Raw genomic sequence first — 15,560 nt, 5'->3', positions numbered from 1 at the left:
GAGCGCAGTGCCGGTGGCTCACCACCGGTAGCACGGTGAACCGGACCGGCCCAACGGGAAGTATCTCCTGTTGGGCCGTTCCGCGTTCCACAACGAGGTCCGAGGGGATGCAGCATGGGTGAACTGGTCGCAATGGTGGAGAAGGCTCTCGAGCTGGTGGCGGTGGGCGACCGCCCGGACCTCTCGCAGCGGCTCCGCCAGACCCTCGAGCGCCTCGCCGACCCCGATGTCCGCGTGATCGTGGTGGGTGAGTTCAAGCAGGGCAAGAGCAAGCTCATCAACGCTCTCGTGAACGCACCGGTGTGTCCCGTGGACGACGACATCGCCACCTCCGTGCCCACCGTGGTGCGCTTCGGGGACCCGGCGTCGGCCTTCGTGGTGGCACCGCGCGAGGGCGGCACCCGGGGGGAGGACGGCGCACCGGAGCTGGAGCGGCGCCGGATCCCGCTCGAGGAGATCGCCCGCTACGTCTCCGAGAAGGAGAACCCGGGCAACGTGCAGGGCCTCGCCTCGGCCGAGGTGGGGCTGCCGCGGAAGATGCTGGCCAACGGCCTGTCCGTGATCGATTCCCCCGGGGTGGGTGGCCTGGACTCGGCGCACGCCCTCACCACCCTGACGGCGCTGCCCACGGCGGACGCCATGCTGCTGGTCTCCGACGCCTCCCAGGAGTACACCGAGCCGGAGCTGCGTTTCCTCAGGCAGGCCTCCCGGATCGTGCCGAACGTGGCCTGCGTGCTCTCCAAGACCGATCTCTACCCGCAGTGGCGCACCGTGGCCGGGCTGGACCGCGGGCACCTGGACCAGGGTGGCAACGCGGGCACGCCGCTGATCCCGGTCTCCTCGGATCTGCGGCTGTACGCCGCGAAGACCAATGACACCGAGCTGAACGAGGAGTCCGGCTTCCCGGAGCTCGTGCGGTACCTGCGGCAGGAGATCGTGGGGAAGGCGGCGGCGTTGCAGCGCCGGTCCGTGGCCCAGGACCTGCTCTCCACGGCGGATCACCTGGAGCTCGCACTGAAGTCCGAGCTCAGCGCGCTGGAGAACCCCGAGGGCCTGCAGAACCTCCTGGCCGAGCTGGAGGAGACCAAGGAGCGGGCGGACCAGCAGCGCAGGAAGTCCTCGCGCTGGCAGACCTCGCTGAACGACGGCATGTCCGATCTCATCTCGGACATGGAGCACGATCTCCGGGACCGCCTGCGGAAGATCCAGCGCGAGGCGGAGGCCGCGATCGACTCGGCCGATCCGGGGGAGACGTGGGACCAGTTCGCGGACTGGCTGGAGCAGCGTGTGGCGTCCGCCGTCTCGGACACGTTCGTGTGGACCAACGAGCGCGCACAGTGGCTGGCGGAGGAGGTGGCGGGCCTGTTCTCCAAGGACGGCGTGCCGCTGCCCCTGCTCCAGGTCTCGGGTACCGACGGCGTGCTGGCGCCCGTCGAGGAGGTCGCCGACCTCGACCGCGGGAAGGTGAGCCTGCCGGGCAAGGTGCTGATCGGCATGCGCGGATCCTACGGCGGGGTGCTGATGTTCGGCCTATTGACCGGCATCATCGGGATGTCGCTGATCAACCCGCTCTCCGTGGGCGCGGGGCTGCTCCTCGGCCGGAAGGCCTACAAGGAGGACAAGGAGGCGCGGCTGAAGCGCCGGCAGGGCGAGGCGAAGAACCTGGTGCGCCGCCAGATCGACGACGTCGTGTTCCAGGTGGGCAAGCAGCTCAAGGACCGCCTGCGCCTGGTCCAGCGGGAGACCCGCGACCACTTCTCGGAGATCGCCGAGGAGCACCACCGTTCCCTCTCGGACTCCGTGTCGGCGGCCCAGCGGGCGTCGTCGTCCCGGGCCCAGGGCCGCGGGCAGCGCATCCGTGAGCTGAGGGCGCAGATCGGGGGCGTCGTCGTCCTGCGCAGGGCGGCCCGGACGCTGCTGCCGGCGTCGCCCGCCCCCGCGGCGCCTCCCGCCGGCCCTGCGGCGGAGGTCGCGGCGGTCCGGGCATGAGCGGCACCGGTGAGGCCGTCGCCACCCTGGGGCAGGACGCCCTGGCCGTCTACGCGGATGATCCGCAGGTGAGCGCGGAGCTCGAGACGTACGCCGTGCGGTTGCGCGAGCCCCTCCGCGTGGCTTTGGCAGGCATGGTGAAGGCCGGGAAGTCCACCCTGCTCAACGCGATCATCGGTGAGGAGATCGCCCCCACGGACACGGGGGAGTGCACGCGGATCGTCACCTGGTACCGTTGGGCCGCCACCCCGCGCATCACGCTGCACCCGCTGGAGGGCGAGCCCGTGCTCCTGCCCGTGCGTCGCGTGGACGGGCGTCTGCAGTTCGAGCTCGGGTCCGTGCGGGCCGAGGAGGTGCGGCGCCTGGTGGTGGACTGGCCGGCGGAGCGCCTGCGCCACCTCACCCTGATCGACACCCCGGGCATCGCCTCCCTCTCCTCGGACGTCTCGGAGCGGAGCCTGGCGTTCCTCACGCCGGAGGACGCGCCGTCGGAGGCCGACGCCGTGGTGTACCTGATGCGGCACCTGCACGCCTCGGACCTCGACTTCCTCGAGGCGTTCCGGGACACCAGCGCGGGGACCTCCGGCACCGTGAACGCGCTCGCCGTGCTCTCGCGGGCGGACGAGGTGGGGGCGGGCCGCATCGACTCGCTCATCTCCGCGGGGAGCATCGCCGACCGCTACCGCGCGGACCCCTCCCTGCGGGCGCTGGCGCTCGAGGTGGTGCCGATCGCCGGGCTGCTGGCCCAGACCGCACGCACCCTCCGCCAGGAGGAGTACCACGCGCTGGCGCTGCTGGCCGCGGTGGACCGCACCGCACGCGAGGGCCTGCTGCTCTCCGCGGACCGCTTCGTCCGCATCGAGTTCTCCCCGGACGTGGGCCAGGAGGCGCGGGCGGCACTGCTGGAGCGGTTCGGCCTGTTCGGCATCCGCCTGGCCTGCGCCCTCCTCCAGGGCAGTGTGCACACCGCCTCCGACCTGGCGCGGGAACTGGCGCGCAGGAGCGGGCTGGACCAGCTCCTGCTGCTCATGGGCCAGCAGTTCCAGGAGCGCGCCGCGCAGCTGCGGGCACGCACCGCGCTGACCGGCGTGGAGGCACTTGTGCGCAGTCATCCGCGGGACGGCAGCACCGGACTGCTGACGTCCGTCGAGAAGATCCACACCGGTGCCCACGAGATCCGCGAACTGCGGCTGCTCTCGGCGCTGCGCTCGCGCACGGTGCCGCTGGCACCCGCACAGGCGGCGGAGGTGGAGCGGCTGATCGGCGGGTCCGGCGTCGCGCAGGGTGTGCGGCTGGGGCTCGACGACGGCGCGTCGCCGGACGACGTCCGCGCGGCGGCGCTCGCGCACCTGTACCGCTGGCGGGGCATCACGGAGAACCCGCTGACCCCCCGTACGGCAGCGGAGGCCTGTGCGGTGGTGGTGCGCACGTGCGAGGAGCTCGTGCAGGAGGCACAGGTCCGGGCCCATGCCTAGGCGAGCCGCCTCCCGGGACCGCTCCGCCCGCCTGGTGCGGGTGTTCCCCGACGGCGAGGGCACGATCGTCCGGTTCGAGGGCTCTTCCCACTGTCCGGGGATCCGCCTCTCCGCTGCGCCGATCGAGCGGATGGAGGCCCGGGAGGTCAGGAGTCGGGTGCCAGAAGGCCCCTGAGGAGGTCACCGAGCGGTTCCTCGAGATCGCCGATGGTCGCGGATGCCGCCGGTTGCGCGCCGACCGAGGTGCGCAGCATCACCAGCCCGAGCATCGTCGCGATGGCGATCTGGGCGCGCAGCAGCAGTCCCGCCGTCGCCGGATCGGCTGCGTCCCAGCCGGCCGACGCCGCCAGCCGCTCCGTGAAGGTCTGGAGGGTCCGACGCCGGATGGCGTCGGCGTTCTCGTCCCCGGACGAGCGCAGCAGCAGCAGGAGCTGGAGCGGATCATCGGCGTTCGGTGCTTCCACCACATGGGCGATCAGGCGCCCGATGGTCCCGTCGATCCCCTCGGCAGCGCTCGACCGGGCCGGGCCGCCGGTCCCCAGCTCCTCCGCGGTACGGTTCATGCACGCCTCGAAGAGCCCCTCCTTCGACCCGAAGTACCGGCCGATCAGTGCCACGTTGACGCCGACGTCGGAGGCGATCCGACGCACCGTCGTCGCCCGGTACCCGTCCGTGGCGAACCGTCGGCGAGCCGCCCGCACCAGGGCGCCGCGCGTGCGGACGGCATCCCGACCGGACCGGACGGGATCCGCTGGGGCGGCGGCGTCGCACCCGGTCGATCCGGGCGGTGCTGCAGTCCTGTCGGTCATGACCTTCCGACCTCGCTTCCAGGTGACGTGGACCATAAGTCAACAGTTGATGATTTCCCTGCTGACGACTCTATACTCTGAATAAGTCATCGCCTGTTTACATAGGGAGCGCCATGTCCACCACCATGCACCATCCAGCAACCGGATCCGTACCGGTGAGCAGGGAGACCGGGGGGTCGGGCGGCCCCCGCCACTCGGCGAAGTCCTCCCGGGGCGGCGCCCTCATCGCGTATCTGGCGCTGGGTGGGTTGTCCTTCGCCGTCCTGCAGTCACTCGTCGCTCCAGCCCTGGGCACCATCGGCCAGGATCTCGGCGTGGCCACCAGCGCCGTGAGCTGGGTCCTGACCGCCTACCTGCTCTCCGCGGCCGTGCTCACCCCGATCCTCGGTCGGCTCGGTGACATGGTCGGTAAGCGCAAGGTGCTCATCATCGTGCTCGCCCTGCTGCTGGTGGGTACCGTCCTGGCGGCACTCGCCCCCAACCTCACCGTGCTGATCATCGCCCGCATCCTCCAGGGTGCGGCGGGCGCGGTGATGCCGCTGTCCATCGGCATCGTCCGTGACGAGCTCCCGCAGGAGCGGGTGAGCGTGACCATCGGGCTGCTCTCGGCGATCTTCGGCATCGGCGCCGGGGTGGGGATCGTGGCCGCCGGCCCCATCGTGGAGCACCTGTCCTGGCACTGGCTGTTCTGGCTTCCCGCCGTCCTGGTGCTGATCGCGCTCCTCGGTGCCATCTTCGGCATGCCCGAGTCCCCCGTCCGCACACCCGGACGCCTCGACATGCTCGGCACCGGGATCCTCTCCGTCAGCCTGGTGGCCCTGCTCCTGGCCATCAGTGAGGGCCAGACCTGGGGATGGGCTGACGGGCGGACCATCGGCCTGCTCGTCGGCGGGGCCCTGACGCTTGTCGGGTTCGTGCTCGTCGAGCTCCGGGTCACCGACCCGCTGATCGATCTGCGGCTCTTCCGCCACCGCGGGGTCTGGACGGCGCCCGTCGTGGCCCTGGTCTTCGGCTTCGCCATGTTCGGCACCTTCGTCCTGGTGCCCCCGCTCCTCCAGCTCCCGAGCGCCCTGGGATACGGCTTCGGCAAGTCCGTCAGCGAGGCGGGGCTCTACCTGCTGCCCACCGTCGTGGCGATGGTCATCTCCGGGGTCGTGGCCGGGATCCTCATCCGCAGGATCGGCCCCAAGGTCCCGATGATCCTCGGCGGCGTCGCCGTCATCGCGGCCTTCCTCATCCCGGCGATCAGCCACTCGGAGAGCTGGCAGATCATCCTCTCGGGGATCCTCACCGGTGTCGGGATCGGCATGGCGCTGGCCGCCACGTCGAACGCGATCGTGGAGAGCGTCCCGGCGGCACAGACCGGTGAGGCCATCAGCGCCAACACCGTGCTCCGCACCATCGGCAGCAGCATCGGCACGGCGGTCATCGCGGCGCTCATCTCGTCGAACACCACCGCTCAGGGCGCACCGACGGACGAGGCCTTCACCACGGGCTTCTGGGTCTCCGCCGGGATCGGGGTGCTGGCACTCCTGGCCGCCCTCGCCGCGCCGTCCTACCGCAGGCGCCGGCAGGACGCGGAGTCCGCGGGGGGCGACGACCTCTCGATCGCCGGGAGCGCACACGACTGACGATGCCGGCACCGGCATCCTCGGAGGAACCGACGGAACGGTCCCGACCCCGTGTCAGGTCGGTTCCTCCGGTTCCTCCGGTTCCTCCGGTTCCGTGGGTTCCGTGGTGAAGGGGGAGAGCACCATGCGCACCACCTCGGCCGCCTCCTTCGCATCGGTCGTGGAGCGCGCGAGCACCCGGAGCACCAGGGTGCCGATGAGGATGTCGGCCACCTGGTTCATCGGCACCGTCGGCTGCAGCTCGCCGGCGTCGACGCCCTGCCGGAGCCGGGCCTCGATCGTGTGGCCGCCGCCGAAGCGGGCATCGAAGTGCTCGGCGACGCCGGCGTCACCGGCGGCCGCGGAGATGAGGGAGAGGAACAACCGGCTGTCGGTCTCCGACTGGAAGTATGCTGCAAGTCCGGCGTACCAGGAGCTGATGTCCTCGACCACGTGCGCGGCCGCGGGTGGGTCCAGGCGGTCGTTGGGGAGAAGATATCCGTTGGCGAGGCACTCGGCGATCAGGGCGCTCTTCGAGGGCCACCACCGGTAGATCGTCTGCTTCCCCACCTTCGCGGCGGATGCGATGCCCTCCATCGTCAGGCGCTCGTACCCGCTGGTGGTGAAGAGGGTCGCAGCAGCGGTGAGGATGGCAACCCGCGCTGCCTCGCTGCGCTGGGCGCCGGCGCGATGGTTGGTCAACATCACACCAGCGTAATTCGATCAACAGACGAGACGCCACGTATCGTCTGAGTGTAGGTATCACTCGAAGCAAGGATGGCTCATGGCTCTGTTCCTCTATCGCCTCGGTTCGTGGACCGCCGCGCATGCCTGGCGGACCCTCGGGGCGTGGGCGGCCATCCTCGCCCTGGCCGTCACGTCCTTCCTGACCTTCGGTGGTGCACTGGCCTCCAGCTTCGACATCCCGGGCACGGAGGCCGCGAAGGTCACCGACGAGCTGGCGGAGAAGCTGCCGGACCTCAGCGGCGGGGCCGGAGCTGTGGTGCTGCAGACCACCGACGGCGAGCCCTTCACGCAGGAGCAGAAGGACGCCGTCGCGGACCTCGTCGCCGACGCCGGCGACCTGCAGGACGTCTCGGCCGTCGTCGACCCGTTCGCCACCGAGGCTCAGCTCGCCGAGCAGGCGAACATGCTGACCGACGGCCGCGAGCAGCTCGATTCCGCCCGTGAAGAACTCGAGTCCGGGCAGGCGCAGCTCGACGCAGGATCGGATCAGCTCGAGGCGGCGCAGGCCCAGCTGGACCGCTCGCGGAATGGTGCGACCGGAGCCGCCGCAGTGGCCATCGCCTCCCAGCAGGCCCAGCTCGACGCCCAGGCGGCCGAGCTCGAGACGCAGCAGGAGACCCTCGACGCCGGGCGTACGGAGCTCGACGAGCAGACCCAGCAGCTCGAGGACGGCGCCGAGCTCTTCTCGTTCGCGGAGAACATCGGCTCCGTGTCCGACGACGGCACGACGGCGATCGTCAACGTCAGCTTCGACGTGCCGCAGCTCGCCCTGAGCAACGAGACCCGTGAAGGGGTCATCGACTACGTCTCGGAGCGTCCCATCGACGGCGTGGACGTCGAGTTCGCGAACTCCCTCGCCCAGGCCACCCCCAGCATCTTCGGACCCGGCGAGGCCATCGGTCTGATCATCGCCGCCATCGTCCTGTTCGTGATGCTCGGTACCGCCCTGGCCGCGACGCTGCCGCTGGTGAGCGCGATCGTGGGTATCGGCGTCGCCCTGACGGCGGCGCTCGCGTTCTCCGGTGCCGTGGAGATGGCATCGGTCACCCCGGTCCTCGGGCTCATGCTCGGGCTCGCCGTCGGTATCGACTACTCCCTGTTCATCCTCAACCGTCACCGCAAGCAGCTCATCGCGGGAACGGAGCTGCAGGAGTCCATCGGGCTCGCGAACGGTACCGCCGGCAACGCGGTGGTGTTCGCCGGGAGCACCGTCGTCGTCGCCCTGCTGGCCCTGAACATCACCGGCGTCCCGTTCCTCGGTCTCATGGGCACCGTCGGCGCCGTGAGTGTCGCCGTCGCGGTCCTCGTGGCCATCACCCTGACCCCGGCGATGCTCGGACTCGCGAAACTCCGCGTCCTGTCCAAGAAGGAACGCGCCCACCGCGGGCGCCCTCCGCAGCACCGCGTCGAGAAGCAGATCACCTCCATGCGCACCGGCCGCGCCGTCATCAGCGTGGTCGCCGGAGCCGCCGTGCTGCTGCTGGTCGCCGCACCCGCACTGTCGATGCGGCTCGGCCTGCCCGACGGCTCCTCGGAGCCCGAGGACTCCACCCAGTACCGGGCGCACCAGATCACCTCGGAGGAGTTCGGGGACGGCGTCAACGGCACCCTGCTCGTCACGGCTCACCTCCCCGAGGGGATCTCCGACGACGACGTCCAGGCGGAGCAGCTCGACACCGCCCGCTCGATCGCGAACCAGGACGACGTCTCCGCCGTGGCCCCGATCGCCGTGTCCGACGACAACATCCTGACCGCATTCCAGGTCATCCCCGACGGAGGCCCGAACGACGCCTCGACCGAGGACCTCGTCCGCAGCCTCCGGGACCTGCCGGCACCGGACGGGTCGACGCTCGGTGTGGCGGGCCAGGCAGCCACGAACATCGACATCTCCGGGAACCTCGCCGACGTCCTCCCGCTGTACGTGGGCGTCGTCGTCGGCCTGTCCTTCCTCATCATGGTGGTCGTCTTCCGGTCGCTCCTCGTACCGCTGATCGCGACCGCCGGGTTCATCCTGTCCCTCATCGCCACCTACGGAGCGCTCACCGCGGTGTTCCAGTGGGGCTGGCTCGGCGGGCTCTTCGGCATCCACGACCCGGGGCCCATCCTGAGCTTCCTGCCGGTCATCCTGGTCGGGATCCTCTTCGGCCTCGCCATGGACTACCAGCTGTTCCTCACCGCAGGGATGCGTGAGGCGTTCGTCCACGGGTCCCCGGCCCGCCTCGCGGTCATGCAGGGCTTCCGGGCCGGGCGCTCCGTGGTCACGGCGGCGGCGCTGATCATGGTCTCGGTCTTCAGCGGGTTCATCTTCGCCCACTCCACGATCATCCGGGCCGTCGGCTTCGGCCTCGCCTTCGGCGTCCTCGTCGACGCGTTCATCATCAGGATGCTCGTCGTACCCGCCCTAATGCACCTGATCGGACGCCATGCCTGGTGGGTCCCGGGCTGGCTCGAGCGGATCCTCCCGAATGTCGACGTCGAGGGCGCCGCCCTGGAACGCGAACACCCACCGGTACAGTGATGCCGGACGTGCTCCCCCTCCCGGTGAACGGGTGGGGGAGCACGTGCTCCTTCGGCCGCCCGATGTCCCGGGCGGTGATCGTGTGCTCCGGGTAAGATGGGTCGAACTACCCTGACCCACAAGAAAGAGCCACTGTGAGCCATCGTTCTGTTTCCCCCGACCAGGAGGGTCGATCTACCGGCCCCTTCGTTGTTCGAGGGGGTGAAACAGAATGATCGGCGCGGTTCTCACACTGCTCGTCGGTATCATCGTCACGCTGGCGATCATCGTGGCCTGCGGATTCTTCGTGGCGCAGGAATTCGCCTACATGTCCGTGGACCGCTCGCGCATGGCGGCCCTGGCGGAGAAGGGTGACGCCCAGGCCAAGCGGGTGCTCGCGATCACGAAGCGGACGTCCTTCATGCTGTCGGGTGCCCAGCTCGGCATCACGGTGACCGGTCTGCTGATCGGCTACGTGGCCGAGCCCCTGATCGGTGAATCGATCGGCACCCTGCTCGGCGGGATCGGGATCGACCCCGTGGTGTCGGTACTGATCGGGACCGTCGGAGCCCTGCTCCTCGCCACGATCGTGACCATGATCTTCGGTGAGCTGTACCCGAAGAACCTGGCCATCGCCAGTCCCGAACGGCTGGCCCGGGCGCTCGCGATGCCCACCCGGATCTACCTGCTGGCGTTCGGCTGGCTGATCACGGTGTTCGACATGGCCGCCAACGCCCTGCTGCGGCTGCTGCGCATCGAACCGCTCGAGGACGTCGACGAGAGCGCCACGGCACGCGACCTCGAGGCCATCATCGAGGAGTCCCGCTCGAGCGGTGACCTCCCGGACGATCTCGCGATGATCATCGACCGGATCCTCGACTTCCCGCGGCGCGACGTCGAACACGCCATGGTGCCCCGCTCCCGCATCGACTCCGTCTCACCCGGGACGACCATCGGCGAGGTGCGGGCGCTGATGGGGTCCGGACACACCAGGTACCCCGTCATCGGCGAGGAGGACAACCCCGTCGGCGTCGTCGACCTGATCGCCCTGCTCAGCGGGAACCATGACGACGAAGCCCCGGTGTCCACCGTGATGCGCGAGACCGTCGTGCTGCCGACCACCATGCAGCTGCCGGTCGCCCTGGATCGCATGCGTCAAACCCGTAACCAGCTGGCCTGCGTCGTTGACGAGTACGGGAACTTCGACGGCATCCTCACCATCGAGGACCTCACCGAGGAGGTCATCGGCGAGCTCTCCGACGAACACGACGTCGACGTCGACGAGCTGGTCGGCACGGAGGAGGGGCAGTGGACGCTGCCGGGTGACATCCACCTCGACGAGGTGGAGCGCCTCATCGGGTACGACCTGCCGCGGGGTGATGCCGAGACGATCGCCGGCCTCACCGTCAGTGAACACGGCGATCTGCCACAGGAGGGTTCGCTGGTGCGCATCGATCTACCCGAGAGAACGGCCGAGACGGTGCAGGGGCTGCGCATGGAGCGCTGGCTCGATGTCCGCGTCCTCGAGGTGGCCCGTCACATCCCCTCGAAGCTCGACGTCCAGCTGCACGAACGCGATCTCGACGCAGCGGACGGGGACGCCGATGTGGCCCTCGCCTCCGGTGCAGCCCAGGAGGCGGGCCGATGAGCTGGGTGAGCGTCACCATCATCACCACGGTCCTCATCGTGGCCAGTGCGTTCTTCGTGATCGTGGAGTTCGCGCTCCTCGCTGCCCGGCGGCACCGGCTCGAGGAGGAGGCCGAGCACAGCGCCTCCGCCCGAGCGGCACTGCGCGGGATGAACGAGCTGACGGTCATGCTCGCGTTCGCGCAGCTGGGAATCACAGCGTGCACGTTCCTCCTGGGCGCGGTCACCAAGCCGGCGATCGACTACGCGTTGTCGCCGGTGTTCGTGCAGTGGGGTCTGCCCGAGGTGCTCTCGGGTGTCATCGCGTTCATGCTCGCTCTGATCGTGGTCACGTTCCTGCACCTGGTCATCGGGGAGATGGCGCCGAAATCGTGGGCCATCGCGCACCCGGAGGTCGCCGCGAAAGCGACAGGCCTCGCCGCGCGTGGCCTCACCTGGCCGCTGCGGCCGTTCCTGCTGTGGATCAACCACATCGCGAACAGGCTGGTGAAGGCCTCGGGGGTCGAACCCGTGGACAAGGCCGCTGCCGGTGGGCAGGATGCCGACACCATCCGGGAACTCGTGGCCCATTCGCGCGCAGCGGGTACCCTAGACGTCCAGTACTCCGAGCCGATCGTCCGCACCATCTCCCTGGCCACGCTCACCATCGGCGACATCGTGCAGACCGACCGCACACCGACCTCGGTGCCCGGTACGGCGAGCATGGCCGACGTGCAGGCCGCCGCGGTCTCGTCCGGACACCTGCGGATCCTCGTGGGTACGGGGGCGGACTCCCGGGTCATCCATGTTCGCGACACCCTCGGCGCGAGCGCGACGACGCCGGCGATCGACGTCGCCCGGACGGCCTTCACGGTGACCCCCGATGTCGCTGCGTACGACGCCCTGACGCGCATGCGCCAGGCACGTGTGCAACTCGCCACCGTCGTCGACGACGGGCGGCTCCTCGGCGTCATCACGCTCGACGACCTCCTGCGGGAAGTACTGCCCACTTCCGCCGACGTCCCCGCCGCGGCGCCGACGGTGTAACCCGCCTCCTCCTACCCGCGGAAGACACGTGCCCGCCGACATGCTCGGGCACGTGTCTTCCGCGATATGGTGCGGAGCGGCCCATGCCTCACTACACGAAGGACCGGATCATTCCCGTGCACACCCTCATCCCGTTCAACGTATCCCCCGGCGCGGAGTACGACGGCTTCGTCGGATGGGTCCTCGGCCTCATGGAGAGCCTCGGCGAGGTGGGTGTGGGGGTGGCGGTGCTCATCGAGACCTTCGCGCCGCCGATCCCCTCGGAGGCGATCCTGCCGGTGGCCGGTTTCCTGGCCTACGAGGGCCGGATGTCCGCGTGGGGAGCGTGGATGGCGGCGACGCTCGGCGCACTGATCGGCGGGCTGATCTGGTACGCCATCGGAGCTGCGGTGGGCCGTGATCGTACGAGGCGCATCGTCGGGCGCATCCCGTTGCTCGACCACGACGACTTCGACCGCGCCGAGACGTTCTTCGCGAGATGGGGTGCTGCGGCGGTGTTGTTCGGCCGGTGCGTGCCGCTGGTCCGCTCGTTCATCTCGATCCCCGCGGGGATCGAGCGCATGGCGGTCTGGAAGTTCAGCCTCTACACCTTCGTCGGCTCCGCCGTGTGGAACGGGATCTGGATCGGGCTCGGCGTCGCCTTCGGGCCGGCCATCAAGTCGATCCTCGAGAACTGGAGCGGTCTGATCTCCAACGTCGTCGTCGTCATCATCGGGCTCGTCGTCCTCGGTTTCGTGCTCCTGCGGGTCAGGAAGCGCCTCAGGCAGTCGAGGGTCGCGGTGAGCGAGCCCCGCACGGAGGCCCAGCAGGACTGATCGGCGAGACTGACAGGATGAGGCGTCAGTAGGATCGGGTGATGATCTCTTCATCGTGGGTGCCGTACCACCGGGAGGACGACGGCGAGCTGCTCGGGTACCTCGTGGCGGAGGGTGGGACGTTCGTCCCGGTCACGGTATTCGGGTACCGGCTCGGCGAGGCTGCCGATGAGTACGACGCGTCCCAGGTGCTGGAAAGCATCGGTCTGAGCTACCTGGCGGACACCTGGGTATTGTCCATCGCCGACCGTGAGGAGCCGATCAACGTGCAGATCGTGGAGGCGAGCCCGGAGGTGTTGCGGGTGAAGAGTGTGGATTACGGATGGGAACAGGACTACGGGACGATCATCGAGCTTCCGGTACCCGAGCCGGGCAATCTCACCCGTCGGTGACGGCGTCGAGCCCGGGTCGAATCTCCCGGAGCAGTGAGGAGAGCGTGAACGGGTTCGAGGGTGTCGGTGCGGTCGCCCGGTCATTGGGGGTGAGCGTGCGGACCCTGCACCACTGGCACCGATGCGGTGTTGCTGTTCCGTCGGGGCGTACGAGCAATGGATACCGGATGTACTCGGAGGCCGACGTGGCCCGTCTGCAGCGGGTGGTGCTGTTCCGGGATCTGGGGGTGCCGCTGCAGCGGATCCCCGGACTGCTCGACGCCGGGTCCGCGCAACGCCGAGCCGAGCTCGAGTCCCGGCGGGTGGAGCTGGCGGAGAGGATCCTGCGCCTCCAGGATGTGGACCGGGCCGTGGAGCGGTTGCTCGCCGCCGAGGAGCACGGTGTCCTCGTCCCCGTACCCGAGCAGCCCCGGGTCTTCGGCGCGCAGTGGGATCCTGACTGGCCCGGGCAGGCGCGCGAGCTGTGGGGCGAATCGGTGCAGTGGGCGCAGTACGCGGAGCGCTCCGCCGCCCGCACCGAGGCCGACTGGCACGCCGTCTCGGTCTCGCTGCAGGAATCGACGGACGCCGCCGCCGAAGCGTTGCGCGCCGGAGTTCTCCCGGGCAGTACGGAGGCCGGAGCGGTGGCCGAGCAGCACCGGGTGGCGATGAGCGAGTACTTCCATTGCACCCACTCCATGCAGGTGGTCCTCGCGCGCAGCTACGTGACCGAGCCCGGGTTCCGTGCCTACTACGAGCAGGCTGCGCCGGGCCTGGCCGTGTGGCTGCAGCTGGCCATCGAAGCGAACGCCCGAAACCACGGTGTGGACCCGGGCACCGCCCGATGGGAATGAGCCCTGCGACGACACCGCGGGCGGGGGATCAGTGCAGGCGGGACAGGGCGACGTCGATGACGTCCTGACTCGGCACGTGCAGGGCTTCGGCCGCCGTCCGCCCGGTAGCAGCCAGGTAGGCGTCGATCAGGCGGTTACCTGCCGCGTAGCCCGCGCCGGTGGGAAGTCCCACCGGGTGGGCGCCGAACCGCCGCGCGGAATCGTCCCCATGGATCCAGGCGGTGAAGTTCTGCATCCCGGTCACCTGCAACCCGGAAATCACCTTCGCCAGGACCGCGTCGTCGTCCAGGTGCGGGAGGCCTAGGGGGGTGTACCCGGTATGCCCGTAGAGCTGCCGGGCGAAGGCGTCGGCGAGCCCCTCGGAAATCACCTGCTCGCCCACTACTACGGTGGAGGGGTCCCAGCTGATCCCTCCGGGCGCGTAGCGCAGGTTGTGGTTCAGTTCGTGGACCACCGCTGCTTCGACCCGGGCGAGGTTCTCCTCGGTCGGCCACACCGTCAACTGCACATAGCCGGGCACACTGCCGTTGCCGCTGAACCCCCGTAACGGGCCCATGAAGTACTGATCCTCCGGATCGCCCAGCACGAGGAGGACGACGACGTCGGGCACCTCGATATCCGGGGTGGCGGCACGCTGGACGTCGACGGCGCGGGTCAGCGCGGTGCTCATCCGCTGCCAGACCTCGGCGGCCCGCATCCGTTCGAGTGCCTCGAGGACTTCTTCCTCGCAGCGGTCGAGGGGGAACCCGAAGCTCATCCGGTGCATCGCCACCAGGTCCACCTCGCCCGGGAAGTACCGATACATCCCCTCCGCCGGCGCAATCATGCCACGCAGTATGTCCTCACGTTCATCGCGGGGAGCAGCGAGCACGGCACCCATTCCCCTACTGGTGTCCAGAATCTTGGTCGTCATGGGTTCGACCGTAGAGACTGACCCCGCGTCAGGGTCAACATCGGCACGGCGATGCAGGTTGTCGTCCATCAGGAAGACACCCGGACCCGACGTTTCGGTGCGGTGGTCGAGAATGTGCGGACCGTTGGGATGGGCCGGGTGAGCACTCCACACCGAACACCCGTGATGACCTCCGATCTCCACATGCGTCCTTCGCGGAGGACACTCCTCCTGATCTCCGTCGTGTGGCTCGGGCTCTGGTATCTCACTCCGGGACTGCTCGCCAACGGTGCCGGCAAGCTCCTCACCACGGACATCGACACGTCCATCCTCATCGAGACGATCCTGGCGCTCATCGTCGTCGTCGTACTCGTGCTCACCCACCGCCGGTACAACCGGGTCCTGTTCGCCCGCTCCTGGTCGAGGTGGCTCTACGTGCTGCCGCTGGTCCTGGCCGTCACGGTGCCCTTCCGGTACGAACTGGAGGCGCCGGTGGCGCTCTACATGTTCTGGATGACCGTCTCCGACTTCTGGCAGAACTACCTCACCTTCGGGCTCCTGCAGAGCTACCTCGGGGAGCGGTTACCAGCGTGGGGTGTGCTCGTTACCAGTGCCGTCATGTTCTGGCTCGGCCATGCAGTGTTCCTCCGGCAGAGCTTTGCACCCGTCCATGTGCTGCCGAGCCTCTCGATCCTCGCCCTCGGGTTCGTTCTGGCATCACTACGGCTCGGGTTGAAGACCCTCCATTTGAATCTCGCCCTGCACCTTTCCTTCTACTTCGTCTTCGTCGGGTGAATGCCGGCGGTCACGCCCCATTGCGCAGTGCCC

General features: G+C 69.3%; 13 protein-coding genes. 10 read left to right on the top strand and 3 right to left on the bottom strand.

The genetic code is table 11. From position 1 onward, the window contains the following. Nucleotides 1–114: 114 nt before the first annotated feature. Together AC792_RS04125 and AC792_RS04120 are read left to right on the top strand one after the other, a co-directional pair. A complete protein-coding gene (locus tag AC792_RS04125) occupies nucleotides 115–1,989 on the top strand; it encodes a dynamin family protein (protein ID WP_049829305.1) in 1,875 nt (624 codons plus the stop codon). Then, nucleotides 1,986–3,464, top strand: coding sequence for a dynamin family protein (locus AC792_RS04120; RefSeq protein WP_049829304.1), 1,479 nt, complete (start codon nucleotides 1,986–1,988; stop codon nucleotides 3,462–3,464). Before AC792_RS04125 ends, AC792_RS04120 begins: the two co-directional genes overlap by 4 nt. A gap of 146 nt (nucleotides 3,465–3,610) precedes the next feature. On the opposite strand, the gene AC792_RS04110 is transcribed toward AC792_RS04120, so the two are convergent. Beyond that, nucleotides 3,611–4,273: a TetR/AcrR family transcriptional regulator gene (locus AC792_RS04110; RefSeq protein WP_082177404.1), complete on the bottom strand. Its 663-nt coding sequence runs from the start codon at nucleotides 4,271–4,273 to the stop codon at nucleotides 3,611–3,613. A gap of 113 nt (nucleotides 4,274–4,386) precedes the next feature. On the opposite strand from AC792_RS04110, the gene AC792_RS04105 reads away from it, so the two are divergent. After that, a complete protein-coding gene (locus AC792_RS04105; protein WP_082177391.1) occupies nucleotides 4,387–5,904 on the top strand; it encodes an MFS transporter in 1,518 nt (505 codons plus the stop codon). A gap of 54 nt (nucleotides 5,905–5,958) precedes the next feature. On the opposite strand, the gene AC792_RS04100 is transcribed toward AC792_RS04105, so the two are convergent. Then, nucleotides 5,959–6,588, bottom strand: coding sequence for a TetR/AcrR family transcriptional regulator (locus tag AC792_RS04100; RefSeq protein WP_049829302.1), 630 nt, complete (start codon nucleotides 6,586–6,588; stop codon nucleotides 5,959–5,961). 79 nt (nucleotides 6,589–6,667) lie between these two features. On the opposite strand from AC792_RS04100, the gene AC792_RS04095 reads away from it, so the two are divergent. From AC792_RS04095 to AC792_RS04070, 6 genes are all read left to right on the top strand, one after another. Further along, on the top strand, nucleotides 6,668–9,148 hold the full coding sequence (locus AC792_RS04095; protein ID WP_049829301.1) for an MMPL family transporter: 2,481 nt from the start codon (nucleotides 6,668–6,670) through the stop codon (nucleotides 9,146–9,148). A gap of 211 nt (nucleotides 9,149–9,359) precedes the next feature. Then, a complete protein-coding gene (locus AC792_RS04090; RefSeq protein WP_049829300.1) occupies nucleotides 9,360–10,775 on the top strand; it encodes a hemolysin family protein in 1,416 nt (471 codons plus the stop codon). Further along, complete coding sequence (locus AC792_RS04085; RefSeq protein ID WP_049829299.1) at nucleotides 10,772–11,800, top strand: CNNM domain-containing protein; 1,029 nt, start codon at nucleotides 10,772–10,774, stop codon at nucleotides 11,798–11,800. The genes AC792_RS04090 and AC792_RS04085 overlap by 4 nt, the downstream gene beginning before the upstream one ends. Before the next feature lie 83 nt (nucleotides 11,801–11,883). Then, entirely contained in the window at nucleotides 11,884–12,615 is a 732-nt protein-coding gene (locus tag AC792_RS04080) for a DedA family protein (RefSeq protein ID WP_082177390.1), read from the top strand. A gap of 41 nt (nucleotides 12,616–12,656) precedes the next feature. After that, nucleotides 12,657–13,007 carry a hypothetical protein gene (locus AC792_RS04075; protein ID WP_049829298.1) on the top strand — a complete coding sequence of 117 codons (351 nt, stop codon included), beginning with the start codon at nucleotides 12,657–12,659 and terminating at the stop codon, nucleotides 13,005–13,007. Next, complete coding sequence (locus tag AC792_RS04070; protein WP_152916016.1) at nucleotides 12,938–13,840, top strand: MerR family transcriptional regulator; 903 nt, start codon at nucleotides 12,938–12,940, stop codon at nucleotides 13,838–13,840. The genes AC792_RS04075 and AC792_RS04070 overlap by 70 nt, the downstream gene beginning before the upstream one ends. A 28-nt stretch (nucleotides 13,841–13,868) precedes the next feature. Here AC792_RS04070 and AC792_RS04065 read toward each other — a convergent pair whose 3' ends face one another. Continuing rightward, nucleotides 13,869–14,936 carry a DUF2268 domain-containing protein gene (locus AC792_RS04065; protein ID WP_200903357.1) on the bottom strand — a complete coding sequence of 356 codons (1,068 nt, stop codon included), beginning with the start codon at nucleotides 14,934–14,936 and terminating at the stop codon, nucleotides 13,869–13,871. Between AC792_RS04065 and AC792_RS04060 the strand changes: the two genes are divergently transcribed. Further along, nucleotides 14,937–15,527, top strand: a complete 591-nt coding sequence (locus AC792_RS04060) for a hypothetical protein (protein ID WP_152916015.1) — start codon at nucleotides 14,937–14,939, stop codon at nucleotides 15,525–15,527. The last annotated feature ends 33 nt before the right edge of the window (nucleotides 15,528–15,560 follow it).

It is taken from the genome of Arthrobacter sp. RIT-PI-e, from assembly GCF_001187915.1.
Lineage (GTDB): Bacteria > Actinomycetota > Actinomycetes > Actinomycetales > Micrococcaceae > Arthrobacter_D.
The sequence above is the reverse complement of the archived record's forward strand: the minus strand, read 5'-3'. Positions and strand labels throughout refer to the sequence as shown.